Below are 19,401 nucleotides of genomic sequence, written 5' to 3'. Positions count from 1 at the left end.
CGGTCACGCCACCGGGAGGGGAGGCGTCTGATCGGGGTTGCGCTGGTGCAATGTCGGCATCAGCCGGAAATAAGGCCGGATGATGGCCGAGTCGGCCCGCTGTTCGAATTGTTCGAACGGTCCGTCAAAATAGATTTTGCCTTCGTGCAGCATCACCGTGCGCGGCCGCAGGCGCTTCAGCAAGTCCTTGTCGTGAGTGATGATCACCGTCGTGCGGTGTCTGCCGTCCGCGTCCCGTGCCTCATGCGTTTTATAGATGAGGTCGTGGATCTGGCTCGAACTGGTGGGATCGAGTCCGGTGGTGGGTTCGTCGTAAAACATGATCGTGGGGCTCATCGACACCGCCCGCGCCACCGCGAGGCGCTTGGCCATGCCGCCGGAAAGCGCTTCCTGACTGCTCGCCAGGAACTCGTCGTCACTGGGCAACCCCACCGCCTTCAGCGATTGCCGTGCGATCCGGCGGATGTCCTCCTCCGGCATTTCACGGATCTCGCGCAACCAGAGGGCGATGTTGTCCAGCACCGATCCGGAAAAAAGCGCATTGCGCTGAAAGACCATGCCCCACCGACGGTGGATGCGATCGACGCCCTCCGGCGAGATCTTCGCCAGATCGCAAAGCGGTTCGCCCGGCGCGTCGTGATCCGTTACCAGGACGCGGCCCCGATCCGGCGCCAGCAGGCCGAGGATATGATTGAGCAACACCGTCTTGCCGCATCCCGATCCACCGATGATGGCGAGAATGTCGCCGCGGTGGATGTCGAGGTTTATTCCCTGCAGCACCGTGTGCTCGCCGAATGCCTTGTACAGATTTTCAACGCGGATTTCGGTATTGCCGCCGGCGGGCGGTATGCTGGGGTCCTTCTTTTGACGGCGGTTCATGCGGTTTTTGTCGTGATTGGGGGGAGGGGTTGCGACAGGGTGCGGTTTTGCGCTGCCCCGCATTTTCGCCTGTGACTGCGGACAGCGGCACATTATATATTATGCTGAAAGCACGGCCTCACGGTATCTGAGCTGGTCAACCGATGAAATACAAAGATTACTACGCCATCATGGGCGTCGAACGGGACGCAAGCGCCGAGGCAATCAAAAAGGCCTACCGCAAACTCGCGCGTAAATATCATCCGGATGTCTCCAAGGAAGCCGGCGCCGAGGAGAAATTCAAGGAGGTCTCCGAGGCCTATGAAACCCTCAAGGACCCGGAAAAGCGCGCTGCCTATGATCAACTGGGCCGCCACCGTGCGGGCGAGGACTTTCGTCCGCCGCCGGACTGGGGAGGCCGGTTTGGCGATTCGCATTTCGTTTTCGAAGACATCGACCTGGCGGATTTGCTGGCCGGACTCGCCGGCGGGGGACATCGTGCCGGCCGCGGCGGCGCCGGGATGCCGGGGCAGGACTATGAAATCACCGCGCACATCACGCTGGAGGAGGCCTACCGCGGCACCGAGGTGCCGGTGAACCTGACGGTGCCGGAGTATGACGAGCAGGGGCGCATGCACCGCGAACAGCGTTCATTCACGATCCGCGTTCCCAGGGGCGCGACGGACGGGACGCGCATGCGGCTTGCGGGCAGGGGCGGCAAGGGTTTCAAGGGTGGGCGCGACGGCGACTTGTATCTCAACATCGTGCTGCGCCCGCATCCCCTGTTTCGCGTCAGCGGCCACGATATTTATCTGGATCTGCCGCTGGCGCCATGGGAGGCGGTGCTGGGAACGGCCGTGCGGGTTCCCACGCCCGGCGGTCCGGTGCGCCTCAAGGTGCCGCCGGCAACGCGCGCCGGCCAGCACTTGCGGCTCGGCGGACTGGGACTGCCCACCCCCGACGGGGGCGCGGGCGATTTCTACGCCAACATACAAATCGTGGTGCCGGGCGCGATCAGCGAGCAGGAACGCGCGTTGTTCAAATCACTTGCCGACGTTTCCACTTTCAATCCCCGCGGGCATTTTGGACAGGAGAAGGCGCCTTGAAGATCGAAAATACCCGGGTATTGTGGCTGGGTGAGCACGGTGAATTCTCGCTGCAGGACCTGTGCGAACTGTCCGGATGCACCGAGCCGGAAATACGCGAGTTCATCGAATGCGGCGTGCTGACGCCGGCCCGCGCGGAAACGTCCGCCGCGACTTTCAGCTGCCTTCACCTGGTGGCCGCCCGGGAGGCGCGCCGTCTGGGCAGGGAATTGGAATTGGACCCCCACGGCGTGGCCCTGATGATCAAACTGCTCGACCGCATCCGGGAGCTGGAGTCGCAGGTTCGCGAGCTCCACGCCCGCCTGCCGGATCTCACCTGAGGCCGAATCCGCCTCTCATTGCGAACCCACTCCCGGAGCGCGCCGATGCCATTCTCTCCGTTGTATCTGGTGTTGTTTATCGCCGCGCTCGGCATGCTCATGGTGCTGGTGCAGTTGGGGTTGGTGACCATGACGTTCGAGAAACTGGGGCTGTCGCAGGATTCCGCCTTCATGCTGCTGTTTTTGTCCCTGTTCGGCAGCGCCATCAATCTGCCGCTCTTCAGCGTCCGCGCGCGGCCGCCGTCGCCGGAGATGCAGACCGTGTTTTACGGGCTGCTGCGCGGGCCGCGGCCGGCGTGGTCCGGCAGGACGATCGTCACCGTCAATGTCGGCGGCGGTCTCATCCCCGTGCTGTTTTCATTATATCTGTTCCGCAATACGCCGATCGACGTGACCGGGACGGCGCTCGCCACCCTCATCGTGGCGGCGGTGAGCCACCGCTTGAGCCGGCCGCTGCCGGGACTGGGCATCGCCATGCCCCTGTTCGTGGCGCCCTTGACCGCCGCGCTGGCCGCGTTGCTGCTGGGCGGGGAATACCGCGCTCCATTGGCCTACATCTGCGGTTCGCTGGGCGTGCTGATCGGCGCCGATTTGCTGCGGTTGCGCGACATACCGAGTCTCGGCGTGCCGGTCGCCTCGATCGGCGGCGCCGGCACCTTCGACGGCATTTTTCTCACCGGCCTGGTGGCCGTGATGTTGACGTAGCGGCGGTTCAGGCGGCCTCGTGGCCTGCCAAAGTGACAGCGCCTGTGCAATAATCTGCCCGCCCTGAAACCGGCGTGCGCAATAACTATAGTCTGGCCGCGAAACGGGCAGTAAAACCGGATTTTGCCAAGGACATACCAATGGAAGAAAACCGCAAGAAGGCATTGTCAGTCGCACTGAGCCAGATTGAGAAACAGTTCGGCACCGGCTCGGTGATGCGCATGGGCGACGTCAGCACGGAGCGCAATATCAGCGTCATCTCCTCCGGCTCGCTTGGCCTCGATATCGCGCTCGGCGTCGGCGGCCTGCCGCGCGGGCGCATCGTTGAGATTTACGGCCCGGAATCCTCCGGCAAGACCACGCTGGCGCTGCAGGTCGTGGCCGAGGCGCAGAAGGCGGGCGGCACCGCCGCCTTCGTCGACGCGGAAAACGCGCTTGACGTGCAATATGCCGAGAAACTCGGCGTGAACGTCGGTGAGCTGCTGGTGTCGCAGCCGGATACCGGTGAGCAGGCGCTGGAGATCACCGACATGCTGGTGCGCTCCGGCGCCATCGACGTCCTGGTCATTGATTCGGTCGCGGCATTGACGCCGAAGGCCGAGATCGAGGGCGAGATGGGCGATTCCCACATGGGCTTGCACGCCCGGCTCATGTCACAGGCGTTGCGCAAATTGACGTCGAACATCAAGCGCTCGAACACGCTGGTGATTTTCATCAACCAGATCCGCATGAAGATCGGCGTCATGTTCGGCAACCCGGAGACCACCACCGGCGGCAACGCGCTCAAGTTTTACGCCTCCGTGCGCCTCGACATCCGCCGTGTCGGCGCGATCAAGCGCGGTGAGGAGGTCATCGGCTCGGAGACCAAGGTCAAGGTGGTCAAGAACAAGGTGGCGCCGCCGTTCCGCCAGGCGCTGTTCGATATTCTGTACGGCGAGGGCGTTTCGCGCGAAGGCGAGATCATCGAACTCGGCGCGCAGCACGGCATCATCGAGAAGACCGGCGCCTGGTACAGCTACAAGGGCGAGCGCATCGGCCAGGGCAAGGACAACGCCCGCCAGTATCTGAAGGACAATCCCGCCAAGGCCAGGGAGATCGAGGCGCAGATCCGCGCCAAGGCGGTGGTGGCTGTCAGCGCCGCCGGCGGCGCCGACGAGGACAGCACGGAGGATGACGACTGAGCGATGATGCGCGGAACCTGCGCCGCCGGGCGGTTGAATTGCTGGCGCGGCGCGAACACAGCCGGCGGGAACTCGCCGCCAAGCTGAAGCGTCTCAACCCGGACGCCGCGTTGATTGAACAGGTGCTGTCGGGATTGGAAGCGGAACACGCGCAGAGCGATGATCGGTTCACCAGTGAATACATCAGGCAGCGGTCGGGAAAGGGTTATGGACCGTTGCGCATCCAGCAGGAACTCCGGCAACGCGGCATCACCCCTCCGGAATCAGTGCGCACGGCGATGGAGGGCGTCGATTGGCTCGAACTCGCTGCCAAGGTCCGTCACAAGAAATTCGGCCGCGCCATTCCGCGCGCAGTCGCGGAGCGGGCCCGGCAGATGCGATTCCTCGAATATCGCGGGTTCTCGGCGGATCATATCCGGCATGCGCTGCAGTGTGCGGACATAGAGTAAGGGCAAGAGCATGAAAAGCAGTACTGAATTGCGAACGGCGTTTCTCGATTATTTTATCCGGCAGGGACACAAGGCGTTGCCCAGCGGCCCGCTGGTGCCGCCCAATGATCCGACGCTGCTTTTTACCAATGCCGGAATGGTGCAGTTCAAGGACGTGTTCCTGGGCCGCGAGCCGGCGCCGTATCCGCGCGTGGTCACCTCACAGTGCTGCGTGCGCGCGGGCGGCAAGCACAATGATCTGGAGAACGTCGGCTACACCGCGCGGCATCACACCTTCTTCGAGATGCTGGGCAACTTCAGCTTTGGCGATTATTTCAAACGCGAGGCGATCCGCTATGCCTGGGAATTCCTGACGGGTACGTTGAAAATTCCCGCAGGACGGCTGTGGGTTACGGTATATACGGACGACGATGAAGCCGCGGACATCTGGCTCAAGGAAATGAAGGTCGATCCCGGGCGCTTCTCGCGTTGCGGGGATGAGGACAATTTCTGGGCCATGGGCGACACCGGCCCCTGCGGCCCGTGTTCCGAGATCTTCTACGATCACGGGGAAGGCATTCCCGGCGGGCCGCCGGGCAGCAAGGATGCCGACGGCGATCGCTACGTCGAAATCTGGAATCTGGTCTTCACGCAATACGACCGCACCGCGGATGGCGTACTGCATCCGATCCCGCATCCCTCGGTGGATACGGGCATGGGGCTGGAGCGGCTGGCCGCCGTCATGCAGGGCGTGCACAGCAATTACGACATCGACCTGTTCAAGCACCTGATCACGGCGGTGCGCAAGCTGGCGGGCAGGGATGCCGATAAAAATTCCATGCAGGTCATCGCCGATCATATTCGCTCGTGCGCGTTTCTGATCGCCGAGGGTGTGACGCCTTCCAACGAAGGGCGCGGCTACGTGCTCCGCCGCATCATCCGCCGGGCGCTCCGCCATGGCCACAAGCTGGGCTTGAAGGGTCCATTTTTTTACACGTTGGTGCCGGTGCTGGAACGTGATATGGGCGCCGCCTATCCCGGACTCAGCAAGGCCGGGGAGCGGGTGATGCGTACCATCAAGGATGAAGAGGAGCGTTTCGACGAGACCCTGGATCAGGGCATGAAGCATCTGGAGCAGGCGCTCTCCCGCCTCGTGGGCAAGGAAATACCCGGCAGGGATGTGTTCGTGCTCTACGACACCTATGGCTTCCCAGTCGATCTCACTGCGGACTTCGCGCGTGAACGCGGGCTCACCATCGATCACGCCGGCTTCGAGCGCGAGATGCAGACACAGCGTGAGCGCGCCCGTGCCGCCAGCCAGTTCAGCATGGCGGGCACCGAGACCGCCATTCCCGCGGACTTGCTGGTACCGCTGGCGCCGGGATTCCAGTTTACGGGCCATGACACCTTGAACGACAAGGCCGTGATCCGCGCGCTGTTCGCCGGCGGCAAGCAGGTTCATACATTGGCGGCGGGCGCGACCGGGGTCGTGGTGCTGGATCGCACGCCGTTCTATGCCGAATCCGGCGGTCAGGTCGGCGACGTGGGCCGCCTGCGTGCCGCCGATGCAGTCTTCGAAGTGGCGGACACACGCAAACAGTCTGGCGTACATCTGCACTTGGGCCAGCTCAAACTCGGCCGGTTGAAGGTTGGCGACCCGGTGGAGGCCCAAGTCGATGCGCAACATCGCCAGCCGACGCGACTCAATCATTCCGCGACACACCTGCTGCACGCCGCCCTGCGCCAGGTGCTGGGCAAGCACGTGACGCAAAAGGGCTCGTTGGTGGCCCCCGATCGCCTGCGCTTCGATTTTTCCCATTCCGAGCCGGTGAGTGCGGAGCAGTGCCGCGAGATCGAACGGCTGGTCAACGCCGAGATCCGCGCCAACCGCGAGGTGCGGACGCGCGTCATGCCCATACAGAAGGCGATGGAGAGCGGTGCCATGGCGCTGTTCGGTGAAAAATACGACGACGACGTGCGCGTGCTCAACATGGGCGAGTTTTCGGTGGAGTTGTGCGGCGGCACGCACGTCGCCCGCACCGGCGACATCGGCCTGTTCAAGATCATCGCCGAGGGCGGCGTGGCGGCGGGGGTGCGGCGCATCGAGGCGCTGACGGGCGAGGCGGCGCTCAGCTGGGTCACGGAGACCGAGGCGCGGTTGAAGGCCGTCGCCGATCAGCTCAAGGCCAACCGCGATACCGTCACCGAGCGCGTTGCACAATTGCTCGAACGCAGCCGGCAGCAGGACAAGGACATGCAGGCGCTGAAGGGCAAACTCGCCAGCGGCACCGGCACCGATCTCACCACGCAGGCCGTGGCCGTCGGTGGGGCGAGGGTGCTGGCGGCGCGCCTCGATGGCGCCGATGCCGCCGCCCTGCGCGACGCCGTGGATCAATTGAAAAACAAACTCGGTTCCGCCGCCGTTGTGCTGGCGGCGGTGGAAGAGGGCAGGGTGCGCCTGATTGCCGGCGTCACCAAGGACCTGACCGGCAAGGTGCCGGCGGGTGAACTGGTCAATCAGGTCGCGCAACAAGTCGGGGGCAAGGGTGGCGGGCGCCCCGACATGGCCCAGGCCGGCGGCACCGATCCCTCCCATCTTGATGCCGCGCTTGAGTCGGTGGTGCCGTGGGTCAAATCGCGACTGGGCGGTTGAATATTATTAATGGTCACAGTCGACTTAACTTTTTTCTGATTTCCGGTAGACTGGCGCGCTTTTAAGTTCAAGGATTGGTCATGTTGATTGTACAAAAATACGGCGGTACCTCGGTCGGCAACGTGGAACGCATCGACGCCGTGGCGCGGCGCGTCATCCGCGCCCGCAAAGAGGGCCACGATCTGGTGGTGGTGGTTTCGGCCATGAGCGGCGAGACCGACCGGCTGATCGCGCTGGCCAGGACCGTCGCCGATCGCCCCGCGCCCCGGGAACTGGATGTGCTGCTCGCGACCGGTGAACAGGTGAGCATTGCGCTGACCGCGATAGCGCTGGAGAAGCACGGTTGTCCGGCGGCATCCTATACCGGCCATCAGGTGCGCATCCTGACCGACAGCGTCCACAACAAGGCCCGCATCACGAAGATCGACGCCGCCGTCCTGCGCCGCGATCTCAAGGCTGGCAAGGTGGTGGTGGTCGCCGGCTTCCAGGGCGTGGACGAGCATGGCAATATCACCACGCTGGGGCGAGGCGGATCAGACACCACCGCAGTGGCCCTGGCCGCTGCGCTCAAGGCCGATGAATGCCAGATTTACACCGATGTGGACGGCGTGTACACCTCCGACCCGCGCATCGTGCCCGCCGCCCATCGCCTCGACAAGGTGACGTTCGAGGAGATGCTGGAGATGGCGGGCCTGGGCGCCAAGGTGTTGCAGATCCGTTCCGTCGAATTCGCCCGCAAGTACAACGTGCGTTTGCGCGTGCTGTCCTCATTCGAGGATGGACCCGGAACGCTCATCACCTCCGAGGAGGAAAGTATGGAAGAGCCGCTTATATCCGGCGTGACCGCCAACAAGAACGAGGCCAAGCTGACCGTGCTCGGCGTGCCGGACAAACCGGGCATCGCCAGCCGCATCCTCGGCCCCATCGCCGCTGCCAACATCGAAGTGGATATGATCGTGCAGAACGTCGGCGCGGACGGCACCACCGACTTCACCTTCACCGTCAACCGGACGGATTACGATCACGCGCTGGACCTCCTCAAGAAGGCGGCCGGCGAGATGAAGGCCCGCGCGGTCGAGGGCGACAACAAGATCGCCAAGCTGTCGGTGGTGGGCGTGGGCATGCGCTCGCACGCCGGCATCGCCAGCAAGATGTTCCAGACGCTGGCGGCGGAGAACATCAACATCCGCATGATCTCAACCTCCGAAATCAAGATTTCGGTGGTGGTGGACGAGAAATACATCGAACTGGGCGCCCGCGCCCTGCATACGGCCTTTGGCCTTGACCGCGCCGTGGATTGAACCTCAACCGATTGTATCAACTCCAACCACTTGGGCCCGTGCGGGTGTAAACTAGCCGGGTGAAAGGATGGGGAAGCGGAAGGGAGGTACGCGTAGGACAGGAGCAGGAGGATTCGTAATGTTGATATTGACCAGGCGGGTCGGCGAATCGCTGATGATCGGTGACAGCATCAATGTCACGGTGCTGGGAGTCAAGGGCAATCAGGTGCGGATCGGTGTGAACGCGCCCAAGGACATTTCGGTGCACCGCGAGGAAATCTATCAGCGGATTCAGCAGGAAAAGGCGGAAGGCAAGCCGCACGCCAGCCCGGCGCAGGCGGGCGAAGACGACAAATAACGATAATATTCTTTCACCCGCCCATGGCGGCGGGTTATCCTTAACGTGCCGGTAGTGGAGAGGTGGCCGAGAGGCTGAAGGCACTCCCCTGCTAAGGGAGTATAGGGTCAAAAACTCTATCGAGGGTTCGAATCCCTCCCTCTCCGCCAATTCCTTATATGATCCAAGACGCGCTGCTCGCCATCTTTCATCATCTGACGGTATTCACGCTGCTGGCGTTGCTGGCGGCGGAATGCGCGTTGATTATCGCTCCCATGACCGCACTCAAGATTCACCTGCTTGGCCGTCTCGATCTGGCCTATGGACTGTGTGCGGTGCTCGTACTGCTGGCGGGTTTCCTGCGGGTTTTTTATGGCGCCAAGGGATCGGCGTTTTACCTGCACAATCCGTTATTCATGCTCAAGATCATACTTTTCGCCGGTGTTGCCATACTCTCAATGCTTCCGACGATACGTTTCCTGCAATGGCGCCGGCGGTTGCGGAAAGAACCGGCATGGTTGCCGGCGGAAATGGAAGTGCGCAGCGTGGCGGGATGGATAAAGGCGGAACTGCTGGTATTCTCCGGCATCCCCGTGCTGGCCGCGCTGATGGCCAGAGGCATCGGTTATACTTCCTGACCGTTCAATCAAAGGTGGGAATTCTTTATAATAATGCCCGCCCTTGCTGCATCGATAGCGACACGCGCCCGTAGCTCAGTTGGGCGGGGCGGCAAGCGGCGGACATCCAGTGAATGTCCGCCCCGCCGAGCGCCGAGACATGGAAGTCGAGGCCCGGTCGCCGCTCCAGGGAGGGATGAGATCGCAGAAGTTGCCAGTGCAAAAACGCGCCCGTAGCTCAGTTGGATAGAGTACCTGGCTACGAACCAGGGGGTCGGGAGTTCGAATCTCTCCGGGCGCGCCATTATCAAATCCCTCGACAGGAAACGTCAGTGTCCTCCTTCCTGTGTCGTCACGCTGCCCGCCGGCCGCGCATCTATCCAGTGGAAGTATTTGATAAATTGTTCGATCTCATCAACTGACAGGTTCTGATTCGGCATTGGAATGTTGTTGGCTTCCTTCAGCAGGGCCTTCGCATCGGCATCCGTCTGCAGCATATTCTCCGGCGACTTCAACCATTTTGTAATCCATTCGTCGGAACGGCGTTTGGTCACCCCGGCAAGGTCGGGTCCGAGTTTCCTCCCCTGGCCGATGGAATGGCAGGCGAGACATTTGCTCTCAAAGGCCAGTTTGCCCTTGACGGCCATGGGGTCAGTGGGTGTGTTGCTGGCCGCTATGTTGTGATGCTCGAGGTCGCTCGGCGCGCCCTTGCCGGTGGCATCGATCAGTCCGATCGCGCCCTGTGATGCATTCGCAAAATGATGGTCCACCATGATATACGAGCCGGCCTCCGGAATGACAAATTCGACAATTGCGCTGCTGCTTGAGCCCAACAGCACGGTCTGCATGCCGCGGAACTGATTGTCCGGATTACCGTCCATCCACACGCGGTCTAAAATTGTGCCAACCACGTGAAAGCTCGAAGTTTTACTCGGGCCCACGTTGAGCACGAACAGACGCACCCGCTCGCCCGGTTTGGCCGTCAACGGATTTCTTACCATGCCGTTGTGCTCGCCGTTGAACACCGTGTATGTCGGCGTTGCCGCGCGCAGCCGTTCACCGTCAAGCACGTAGAGCGGCGTGCCATCCACCTCGCGTTTTTCCGGGTCGAGTTTTGTGTAAAACTCACTTTGGACAATCATGTACTCGCGGTCCGCCTTGGTGGGATAACCCTCGCGCGGTTCGACAATAACAGCGCCATACATACCCGAGGCTATATGTTCCAATATCATCGGCGTACCGCAGTGATACATGAATACGCCCGGGTAGTTGGGTGTAAATTCGAAGCTGATGGTCTGGCCCGGGGCGATGGAGCGGTACTTGTCCTGGGGGGATACCATGGCGGCATGAAAATCCATGGAATGCATCATCGGTGCGGACATGAGTTTAACACCCGGCATCGCCTCATCGCTGCGGTTGGTCATGGAAAATCGGATCCTGTCGCCGACTTTGACGCGCACGGTGGGTCCCGGTACTTGGCCGCCAAAGGTCCAGGCGCTGAATTTCACACCAGGTGCGATTTCTATAACCTTATGTACGGTGTCGAGGCGGATTTCTTTGACCGGTGACGGATCGAGCGGTTTGAGAACGGCGGTCAGGCTCAACGCATTGCCGGAGGAGTAGGGGCCGGTATGACGCGCCGTGGAAATTTGGGCCGGAACCGGTTTCAGATCCATATGGGAGACATCATATGGATCCGACAGGGCCATTAATTTGCAAAGCGCATAGGCGGCAAAAAGCAAAACCGGGAGTAGAATAATGAAGGAAGTGCGCATCAGTCGTTTCATGAGCAGTGCTCTCCGGCTTGCAAAAGTCCGCTCCAATAAGAAGACTCCATTGTTCCGCCTTAAGGTTTACGGAATCACCCCGGACCCATCCGCGCTGTTTCTAAACTACACCAAGTAGGGTGCCCAGACCAGGGAAACACGGAATTTTCATTGTGCCAGTAGGGGTTGTACGGTGGCCACTTCGCAATTACTTCGCAAGTCTCCTTAAGTCACCGCCGCCGCGGCCGGTGTGGCGGTCGCGGTCCGGGTGGCGGCAAGTTCGGTGAGAAAGCCGGCGGCCCAGCGGTAGACGTTGTGCTCGTCCACCACGCGGCGCATCCGCTCCATCCGCGTGCGCCGTTCCGCGGGATCCATCTCGATGGCATCGCGGATCGCATCGGCAAACTGCTCGATATCGTAGGGATTGATAATCTGTGCGTCCGACAGCTCCCGGGCGGCGCCGGCGAATTCCGACAGAATCAGCGCGCCGTCGTTGTCATCCTTGGCGACCACATATTCCTTGGCCACCAGATTCATGCCGTCATGCAGGGAGCTGACGATGCAGATCGAGGCCATGCGCATGAAGGCGTACACCGTCGCCGCATCGTGGTGGCCGATCAGGAAATGTATGGGCTTCCATGTGTCGGTTTGGTACTTCCAGTTGATCTCGTCGGCCAGTGCCTCGAGTCCGGCGAGGTGTTCGCGGTAACGGCGGATATGCGTGCGGCTGGGCGCACCGAGTTGCACGAAGGTGAATCGCTCACGATGCTGCGGATATTTTTCCAGGAATCTCGCCACGGCGCGGAACCGTTCCGGTATGCCCTTGGTGTAATCGAGGCGATCCACGCCCACGGCGATTCGCTCGCCGTTGATCTTGTTCTGCTGCTTGAGTTCCGAGATCATCTGTGAAAGTTTATCGTTGCCGGGGACGCGGCGCTCGGTCCACCGCTGCACGCTGATGGGGAATGGACGCACGTGGGAGGTGTGCCCGCGCAATTCCACGGCGAAATGGTCCCAGTCGAGCCGCGCCTCGAGCATACGGTCAACGGTGTCGAGGAAATTGTTGCAGTATTGTTGAAGATGAAATCCGATCAGATCGGCCCCGAGCATGCCTTGCAGGATTTCAGATCGCCACGGACAGATGCGGAACGCCTCGGGGTTCGGCCACGGGATGTGCCAGAAGAGGCCGACGCGCAGGTCCGGACGGGCGGCCTTGAGAATCCCCGGCAGCAACGCCAGCTGGTAATCCTGGACCAGCACCACCGCCCCGCCATCGCCGATCTCCTGCAATACAGCCGCGGCGAAACGCTGGTTGGCCTTCACATAATGCTCCCAATCGGAGGCACGGAAGACCGGCCGCTCGTGGGCAAGATGGCACAGTGGCCACAGGCCCTCGTTGGAAAAGCCGTAGTAATATCCCTGTTCCTCCTCGCGCGACAGCCACACCCGCCGCAGCGTGTAACGCGCGTCATCCGGCGGCACGGTGAGCCGGCCGTGCTTGTCGGCGGTCTGTCGATCCGCGTCGCCGCCGCCGTGCGCCACCCACAGGCCGCCGCAGGCCCGCAGCACCGGGTCAAGGGCGGTGACCAGACCGCCCGCCGGGATGATCATCCGCGGCTGGTTGCCGTCCAACTGGTGCATGTAGGGCTCGCGATTGCTGACGACCACAAGCTGGCGGTTCTCGCCGAGGCAATCGATGGCGTGGGCCCGAAGGCGGGCCCGGGTCCATACGCGGTCGGCGCGAACTTCCGCCCGCGACCGCGCCCGCCCCGTCGAACGCGCCGCGCGGAAAGTGGCCGCCAGCCGGTCGCTTTCACTTTCGAGCAACTCATGGGAGAGGCCGCGCGGAGGTGCTTCCGGAACATTCTCCAGCCGCAGGCGCCGCATCCATTGCGCCAGATTGTGCAGCGGGCGTTCGTAGGCAATCCACATGGCGCCGACCACCACCGTCATCACCAGCAGCAGGACCAGCAGGATCCAGAAGCCGAATTGAATCAGGCGGGCGCTCGAGCGCTCATCGATGTAGCCGATGTCGTGAATGGAGACGATAACGCCGACAATCAATCCGTCCTTCCTTTTGATGGGGCTGGCGAGAATATGCAGCAGCGGCCCGTTGGCTCGTGAAATTTCAGTGACCTCGGATTCGCTCTGCAGGGCACGCTGCACGATGCCCTGCAACAACTTGCTGTATTCGGACACGGCCTTGGCCGACGTCACAAACTCGCCGTTGCCCCGGTACACGGCAAACCCGATCAAGCGGCCATATCCCTCCAGGCGGGAGCCGAGCAACTTCTCGATTTCCGCATTGGACTTCTGCATGACATCGAACATGTTGAAGGAAAGCTGGTGGATCAACGCATGCGCCCGCTTGTCGACGTCATAGAGGTCGATGTCGCGTTCGCGCTGCACCTGGTTCCAGGCCAGGAGGCCGGTCGCCAGGCAGACGACGCCAGCGATCAGGACGCCAATGCGCAACGATTTTGACAGGCGTGATATCGGCTTCATCACGTGGCCTCCTCCCAACTCCGGCTGAGGCGGATTGCCGAGTTGATCAGGCCGACCATGCTGTAGGTCTGCGGGAAATTCCCCCACAAACCACGGGTCACGGGATGGACGTCCTCCGACAACAGACCGAGGGGATTGCGAATGGCGAGCAGCGTCTCGAACAACGCACGGGCTTCCTCCCTGCGGCCCAGCGCGGCCAGCGCGTCGATGTACCAGAAGGTGCAGACGGTGAAGGCCGTCTCCGGTTTGCCGAAATCATCCTTCTGTGTGTAGCGGAAGATGAAATCGCCTTTTTTGAGATTGTGCTCAACGGCATTCACCGTGGACGCAAATCGGGGATCATCCGCGGCCAGGAATCCCAGTTCATAGAGCAGCAGCAGGCTGGCGTCGAGTTCGTGCCCGCCGAAGCTTTCGACGAAGGCGTTCTGATTCGTGTCCCAGGCGCGATTGCAGATCACCGTGTGCATGGCATCGGCGTGCCCCTGCCAGTAGGCGGCGCGATTGTCGAGCCGGAGATGCCGCGCTATCTTCGCCAGCCGGTCGCAGGCGACCCAGCACATGACGCTGGAGAAGGTGTGTATCCGCGCTTCGTTGCGCAATTCCCAGATGCCCGCATCCGGCTGTTCGAAAACGCGGCGCGCCATTTCGCCCTGCGTCTCCAGACGCGTGAACAACGCCTCGTCGCCCGGCCGATCCAGCCTGTGGTCGAAGAAGGTGTGGGTCGCGGCCAGGACGACCGAACCGTAGACGTCATTCTGCAATTGCCGATAGGCGGCATTGCCGATCCGCACCGGTCCCATGCCGCCAAATCCCTCCAGGGCTGAAACGACGGTTTCATCCATGTCGGGCCGGCCGCTGATTCTGTACACCGGCTGCAGCCGCCCTTCCTCGGCGTTCGCGGCAACGTTGATTATGTAATGCAGGTAGCGCTCCATCGAGCGTGTGGCGCCCAGCCGATTCAGCGCACAAACGGAGAAATAGCTGTCGCGCAACCAGCAATAACGGTAATCCCAATTGCGCCCGCTGTCGGGCGCCTCGGGCAGGGAGGTGGTCATGGCCGCGACGATGGCGCCGGTATCGTCGAAGGCGCTGAGCTTCAGGGTGATCGCGGCGCGAATCACCGCTTCCTGCCACTCGAAGGGAATGCCCAGAAAGCGCACCCACTCCTGCCAGTAGCTGCGGGTCTCGCCGAACCACCGCAGGCCCAATTCGCCGACCGTGTCCGGCACCGATTCATCCGGCCCGAGTATGAGCGTCACGTCCCGGTCGACGAGGAATGATCTCTGTTCCAGGATGGTGGTGATGGACTGGTCGGTGGTCAGCCTCAGGACCAGTTCGGGCGCGATGTAGCGGATGTGGTGGCTGCCGAAGGTGAGCGTGGGTTTGCTTGCGCCGTAATCAAAGGTCGGCGCCAGCCGCACCGTAACCATTGGGCTGCCGGCGAGGCGCCGGATCCGCCGTACCAGCATCATGGGGCGGTACATGCGCCCGAGATCCCGGAATCGCGGCGCGAAATCGGTGACCTCGACGATGCCGCCCCGATCATCGTACATCGTGGTGACGAGAATGGCGGTGTTGCGCAGGTAGCGTTGCTCGGTGCGGGCGATGTTTTGCAGATCGATGGCAAACGCCCCGTGATTCTCCCGCGCGTTTTTGCGAAGCAGGGCGCAAAACACCGGATCGCCATCGAAACGGGGCATGCAGGACCACACAATCCGCGCCTGTGAATCAACCAGCGCGGAGATGTTGCAGTTGCCGATCAGGCCGAGCTTCAGTTGTTCCATATCATTCCGCTAGTCCGTTGCGCGGCGGCTATGATTTTTCCGCGCCGCCGCAGATTTGCACCCACTGTGCGAGAAAGGCGCGCACCCCTTGCGGAGGGCGGAGCCAAACATCCGCGGCCGTGCGGTGTGGGGCATCGGACACCAGCACGCCAAGACCGCGCCCCTGCAAGGCCGTGAGGGCGTCCTCGTCGGTCAGATCGTCGCCCAGATACGCCGCCACCGTGCCGGGCCCGGACTCCGAAAGTATCGTGTTCACCGCCGTGGCCTTGGAGCAGCCGCGTACCACGAGTTCCATCCCGCCGTCGAAACTGCGAAGGTCGAGGTCGCCCCGCGGTTCGATTTTCTCCCACATCTCCAGGACGTGATCGCGAATCTGATCTACCCGCGCGGCGGAGATGCCCCGCCAGTGAATGGCGAGGCTGGCGGGCTTACGCTCCACGCGCCCGCCCAACAGCCTGACCTGCGTCTCCCACGCGTCCGCCTCCAGCAGCGCGAGGTGGGATTCACGCGGTATTTCCGCGAATTCGTACCGCCCGTCCGGCCACAATCTTTCGCGCCCATGCGTGCCCCACAATTCGGGTCTGCGTTTCAGCTCCAGCATCGGAATCAGATCGCGAATCCACCGGCCGCTGATGATCGCCAGCCGCGTGCCACTGTCCGCAATGACCCGATCAAGCAGTTCGCACACACCCGGATAGGGCAACGCCTTGTGCGGCTCCAGCCGGAAGGGCGCCAGGGTGCCGTCATAATCCAGCATGAGTACGCGCCTCGGCGCCTCGCGCAGCGCCTCGAAGAAGGCGTCGAGCCTGCGCCTGCCGGTATGGCCGGATTCTTCAATCATCGCGGATAACACCTCTGGGTTTCGCATTGATCGAGTCTCATACGTGCGTTATCCATTCGGAAGCGGAACGCCGGTGGCAATGGAGAAAAAAACACGCTGTGTTAAACAGTTATTGCTGACCGGACCGCTCTGACAACAATACTTCTTGAAGTTTTTTAACGACTATTTGTTACGAACCACAGGGTCAGAACCCCGAATCTAGCCGGGTACGCCGACTATTTCAACCTCTGATTTCACCGCGGCCAAACCGGCGTGTTGATTGAAGGAGCGAGAACTCTTTGAGGGGTTTGCCGCATTGAGATTAAAAAAATCGCAGCATGTTCTCAATTGTTCTCGATATTCGTCATCTCTCGATAATGGACATGGTGTTTTCCGCAGAGCTATCCTTGGGCAGATAAATCTTGAAGCTGGTGCCATGCCCCAGCTCGGTGTGGATATCAATGTGACCTCCTGACTGCTTCACAAAACCATAGACCATGCTCATGCCCAATCCCGTGCCCTTGCCTTTTGCCTTGGTGGTGAAGAATGGCTCGAAAATGCGCTGTTTGACCTCCTCAGTCATGCCCGTCCCGGTGTCGCTGACGGTAAGCAGGATGAAATCGCCGCTGATTTCCTTGCCGTGGATAAGTGAATAGGTGTCTTTCAACGCCGTGTTGGCGGTCTCAATAATCAATTTGCCACCTTTGGGCATGGCGTCGCGGGCATTTACACCGAGATTGATCAGCACATTTTCAAGCAGGCTGCGATCAGTCCTGACCGACCACAGGTCCGGGCCCGGATGCACCTCAACCTTCACCATCTCTCCCAGCGTCCGCTGCAGCATGTCGCGCAAGTTCACGACCAGTTCGTTGACATTGACCACGGTCGTCTCCATAGCTTGGCGGCGGGAGAAGGCCAGAAGTTGACGCGTAAGGTCGGCCGCGCCTTCCGCGGCGGACAGTATCGACTTAAGCTGATTTGCGGCCGCCTGATCGTTTCCCAGCCGGCGTTGCAGGAGTTCCAGGTTGCCCATGATCACCGTCAGCCGGTTGTTGAAATCGTGCGCAATGCCGCCGGTCATCTGGCCGACGGCTTCCATCTTCTGCGACTGCACCAGTTGTTCCTCGACTTGCCGCGAGGCCGTGATGTCGGTCCATGAGCCCACCACCTCGAAAGGCACCTTGTTTGCGTCCCATATGACACGGAAACTGTCCCTGACCCAGATATATTCACCATTTTTCTTGCGGAAACGGTATTCAAGTTGTCCGCCCCCCTCTTTTATATGACGTTCCAGTTCGGATTTAATGCGCTGAAAATCATCCGGCTGCACATTGTCGAACCAGAACTTGGGATCATCCAGCACCGCCTGCGGCTCATGCCCCGTCAGGCGGATGATGGTTTCGCTGATGTAGGTGCATTTTCTGGATTCCAGTGTGGTTGCGTAGATTGCGCTGGGGCTGGAATTGAGCAGATGACGGAAGCGCGCCTCGGTCCCGGCGAGTTTCTCATTGGCCAGTTTTTTCTCGGTGATGTCCGAACCGATGCTTAATATTTCCTTCACCTGCCCGGTATCATCGAAGACGATTTTATTGGTCCAGGCGATCCATACCCGCTCGCCGGAGCGGCGCACGTTCTCGTTGACGTTGCTTTCGAATTCCTTGGGGTTGCGGCATATCTCGCGCATCAGTGGACGCAGGTCGCGGCCGGTGGACTCCGTCTCCGGGACGATGGTGCCTACTACGTGGCGCCCGACCAGCTCATCTTCGGCGTAGCCGAAGAATTTCTGGCCGAATTCATTGATGAATGTGATGTGTCCGTTGCATCTCCACCGCATGATGATGCTGTTGGCGTTTTCAACCAGTTCGCGGTATTTACGCTCATTCTCCTGCAGGGTCTTCTCCGCCTGCTTGCGCCCGGTGATATCCTGGATTTGTGCAATAAAATAAAGTGGTTTTTCCAGGTTATCGCGCACCAGTGCAACGGTGAGCAGAATCCACACGATGTGACCATCTTTGTGGATATAACGTTTTTCCATCTGGTTGGTAACAGTTTCTCCTCTCAACATCCGATGCATCTGGGATATTTCGGTATCGAGATCTTCAGGATGGGTGATGATTTGAAAATTAATGGCCAGCAATTCTTCCCGGGAATAGCCGGTTATCTGGCATACAGCGCGATTGACTTCCAGCCACTTTCCGTCAGGCGCAACCAGCGCCATTCCGATCGCTGAATATTCCATGGCGGAACGAAATAATTTTTCACTCTGGCGTAGCGCTTCCTCCTTGCGCTGGGTGCCGATGGCGATGGCGGCGATATGCGTGGCCGTTTCGATCAGTTGCATGTGATGCTGCGTTGGCCGGGCGGGCGAATGGAAGTAAAAGGCGAAAGTGCCGAGCACCCGCCGCTGCGCATCGAAGATGGGTGTGGACCAGCAGGCGCGCAGCCCGTGCTTCGCCGCAAGATCACGGTAATCCTCCCACAGCGGATCGGTCATGATGTCTTCGACGATGACTTGTTCGCGCCGGAACGCCGCCGTGCCGCACGAACCGGCGCGTGGGCCGATGGCTGAACCGTCGATTGCGTGTATATAACCTTCCGGAAGACTCGGCGCTGCCCCGTGTCGCACGTGCACGCCGTCATCATCGAGCAGCAGAATGGAACAGGGCATTCCTGGAGACTCTGCTTCGATGACGCGAAGCAGCGCATCGAGTGTTTCGCCGAGCGGCCGGCCCTCGGCGATCATTTCGAGCACCCGCTTCTGGCCGGTCAGCAGGGTCTCGCTTTGCTTGGGTTGCGCGATGTTCAATTGGAAAATCCGTTTTTCAACAACCCCATTAAATTTTTATGGATTGGCCCCAATCCCATAAAGTATAGATGTTATTTTTCGATCAACGGGCAGGATGGAACTGAGGGTGGCACCGGCAAAGGCCGAAGCGGCGGAACAACCCCTATGAACCAACTGTCCCCGAGATACCCCTTGGTTTACAGTAAGTTAAAAGGTTGACGCACTACCAGATTGACATGTCTTGGCAGGATTTATT

The 19,401-nt window shown here is 61.0% G+C and carries 15 protein-coding genes and 2 tRNA genes; 11 read left to right on the top strand and 6 right to left on the bottom strand.

Annotation, left to right across the window (positions count from 1 at the left end; genetic code table 11):
* Window positions 1–3: 3 nt before the first annotated feature.
* Complete coding sequence (locus VMH34_02480; protein ID HTT07641.1) at window positions 4–879, bottom strand: ATP-binding cassette domain-containing protein; 876 nt, start codon at window positions 877–879, stop codon at window positions 4–6.
* Window positions 880–1,022: 143 nt separating this feature from the next.
* Here VMH34_02480 and VMH34_02475 point away from each other — a divergent pair, with 143 nt between their 5' ends.
* From VMH34_02475 to VMH34_02425, 11 genes are all read left to right on the top strand, one after another.
* Complete coding sequence (locus VMH34_02475) at window positions 1,023–1,964, top strand: DnaJ C-terminal domain-containing protein (GenBank protein ID HTT07640.1); 942 nt, start codon at window positions 1,023–1,025, stop codon at window positions 1,962–1,964.
* Window positions 1,961–2,284, top strand: a complete 324-nt coding sequence (locus VMH34_02470; protein ID HTT07639.1) for a chaperone modulator CbpM — start codon at window positions 1,961–1,963, stop codon at window positions 2,282–2,284. The genes VMH34_02475 and VMH34_02470 overlap by 4 nt, the downstream gene beginning before the upstream one ends.
* Window positions 2,285–2,329: 45 nt before the next feature.
* Window positions 2,330–2,989, top strand: coding sequence for a DUF1614 domain-containing protein (locus VMH34_02465; protein HTT07638.1), 660 nt, complete (start codon window positions 2,330–2,332; stop codon window positions 2,987–2,989).
* Window positions 2,990–3,129: 140 nt separating this feature from the next.
* A complete protein-coding gene (recA, locus tag VMH34_02460) occupies window positions 3,130–4,170 on the top strand; it encodes a recombinase RecA (protein HTT07637.1) in 1,041 nt (346 codons plus the stop codon).
* 38 nt (window positions 4,171–4,208) lie between these two features.
* Window positions 4,209–4,619, top strand: coding sequence for a regulatory protein RecX (locus VMH34_02455; GenBank protein HTT07636.1), 411 nt, complete (start codon window positions 4,209–4,211; stop codon window positions 4,617–4,619).
* Window positions 4,620–4,629: 10 nt separating this feature from the next.
* Window positions 4,630–7,251, top strand: a complete 2,622-nt coding sequence (gene alaS / locus VMH34_02450; GenBank protein ID HTT07635.1) for an alanine--tRNA ligase — start codon at window positions 4,630–4,632, stop codon at window positions 7,249–7,251.
* 80 nt (window positions 7,252–7,331) lie between these two features.
* On the top strand, window positions 7,332–8,552 hold the full coding sequence (locus VMH34_02445; GenBank protein ID HTT07634.1) for an aspartate kinase: 1,221 nt from the start codon (window positions 7,332–7,334) through the stop codon (window positions 8,550–8,552).
* A 118-nt stretch (window positions 8,553–8,670) separates the two neighbouring features.
* Window positions 8,671–8,889 (top strand): carbon storage regulator CsrA, encoded by a 219-nt coding sequence (gene csrA / locus VMH34_02440; protein HTT07633.1) that lies wholly within the window; start codon window positions 8,671–8,673, stop codon window positions 8,887–8,889.
* Between the two features lie 56 nt (window positions 8,890–8,945).
* Window positions 8,946–9,038: transfer RNA gene (locus VMH34_02435), tRNA-Ser, on the top strand.
* A 9-nt stretch (window positions 9,039–9,047) separates the two neighbouring features.
* Window positions 9,048–9,506, top strand: a complete 459-nt coding sequence (locus tag VMH34_02430; GenBank protein ID HTT07632.1) for a DUF2214 family protein — start codon at window positions 9,048–9,050, stop codon at window positions 9,504–9,506.
* A gap of 206 nt (window positions 9,507–9,712) precedes the next feature.
* Window positions 9,713–9,789 (top strand) — tRNA-Arg (locus VMH34_02425).
* A gap of 25 nt (window positions 9,790–9,814) precedes the next feature.
* On the opposite strand, the gene VMH34_02420 is transcribed toward VMH34_02425, so the two are convergent.
* The 5 genes from VMH34_02420 to VMH34_02400 all read right to left on the bottom strand — a co-directional run bounded on the left by VMH34_02420 (window position 9,815) and on the right by VMH34_02400 (window position 19,166).
* Complete coding sequence (locus VMH34_02420) at window positions 9,815–11,272, bottom strand: multicopper oxidase domain-containing protein (GenBank protein HTT07631.1); 1,458 nt, start codon at window positions 11,270–11,272, stop codon at window positions 9,815–9,817.
* A gap of 204 nt (window positions 11,273–11,476) precedes the next feature.
* Window positions 11,477–13,756: a trehalose-6-phosphate synthase gene (locus VMH34_02415; protein HTT07630.1), complete on the bottom strand. Its 2,280-nt coding sequence runs from the start codon at window positions 13,754–13,756 to the stop codon at window positions 11,477–11,479.
* Entirely contained in the window at window positions 13,756–15,540 is a 1,785-nt protein-coding gene (locus tag VMH34_02410) for a glycoside hydrolase family 15 protein (protein ID HTT07629.1), read from the bottom strand. The genes VMH34_02415 and VMH34_02410 overlap by 1 nt, the downstream gene beginning before the upstream one ends.
* A 28-nt stretch (window positions 15,541–15,568) precedes the next feature.
* Window positions 15,569–16,408 (bottom strand): trehalose-phosphatase, encoded by an 840-nt coding sequence (gene otsB, locus VMH34_02405; GenBank protein HTT07628.1) that lies wholly within the window; start codon window positions 16,406–16,408, stop codon window positions 15,569–15,571.
* A gap of 316 nt (window positions 16,409–16,724) precedes the next feature.
* Window positions 16,725–19,166: a PAS domain S-box protein gene (locus tag VMH34_02400; GenBank protein ID HTT07627.1), complete on the bottom strand. Its 2,442-nt coding sequence runs from the start codon at window positions 19,164–19,166 to the stop codon at window positions 16,725–16,727.
* Window positions 19,167–19,401: the final 235 nt, after the last annotated feature.

The organism is Gammaproteobacteria bacterium (assembly GCA_035501935.1).
GTDB lineage: Bacteria > Pseudomonadota > Gammaproteobacteria > JAJPIJ01 > JAJPIJ01 > JAJPIJ01.
The sequence above is the reverse complement of the archived record's forward strand: the minus strand, read 5'-3'. Positions and strand labels throughout refer to the sequence as shown.

What these genes read in the sequence shown, in the direction of transcription:
- recA (HTT07637.1), top strand. Translation starts at nt 3,130, where the DNA reads ATGGAAGAAAACCGCAAGAAGGCATTGTCAGTCGCACTGAGCCAGATT.
- VMH34_02430 (HTT07632.1), top strand. Translation starts at nt 9,048, where the DNA reads ATGATCCAAGACGCGCTGCTCGCCATCTTTCATCATCTGACGGTATTC.
- VMH34_02465 (HTT07638.1), top strand. Translation starts at nt 2,330, where the DNA reads ATGCCATTCTCTCCGTTGTATCTGGTGTTGTTTATCGCCGCGCTCGGC.
- otsB (HTT07628.1), bottom strand. Translation starts at nt 16,408, where the DNA reads ATGCGAAACCCAGAGGTGTTATCCGCGATGATTGAAGAATCCGGCCAT.
- VMH34_02475 (HTT07640.1), top strand. Translation starts at nt 1,023, where the DNA reads ATGAAATACAAAGATTACTACGCCATCATGGGCGTCGAACGGGACGCA.
- VMH34_02480 (HTT07641.1), bottom strand. Translation starts at nt 879, where the DNA reads ATGAACCGCCGTCAAAAGAAGGACCCCAGCATACCGCCCGCCGGCGGC.
- VMH34_02415 (HTT07630.1), bottom strand. Translation starts at nt 13,756, where the DNA reads ATGAAGCCGATATCACGCCTGTCAAAATCGTTGCGCATTGGCGTCCTG.
- alaS (HTT07635.1), top strand. Translation starts at nt 4,630, where the DNA reads ATGAAAAGCAGTACTGAATTGCGAACGGCGTTTCTCGATTATTTTATC.
- VMH34_02445 (HTT07634.1), top strand. Translation starts at nt 7,332, where the DNA reads ATGTTGATTGTACAAAAATACGGCGGTACCTCGGTCGGCAACGTGGAA.
- VMH34_02420 (HTT07631.1), bottom strand. Translation starts at nt 11,272, where the DNA reads ATGAAACGACTGATGCGCACTTCCTTCATTATTCTACTCCCGGTTTTG.
- VMH34_02410 (HTT07629.1), bottom strand. Translation starts at nt 15,540, where the DNA reads ATGGAACAACTGAAGCTCGGCCTGATCGGCAACTGCAACATCTCCGCG.
- csrA (HTT07633.1), top strand. Translation starts at nt 8,671, where the DNA reads ATGTTGATATTGACCAGGCGGGTCGGCGAATCGCTGATGATCGGTGAC.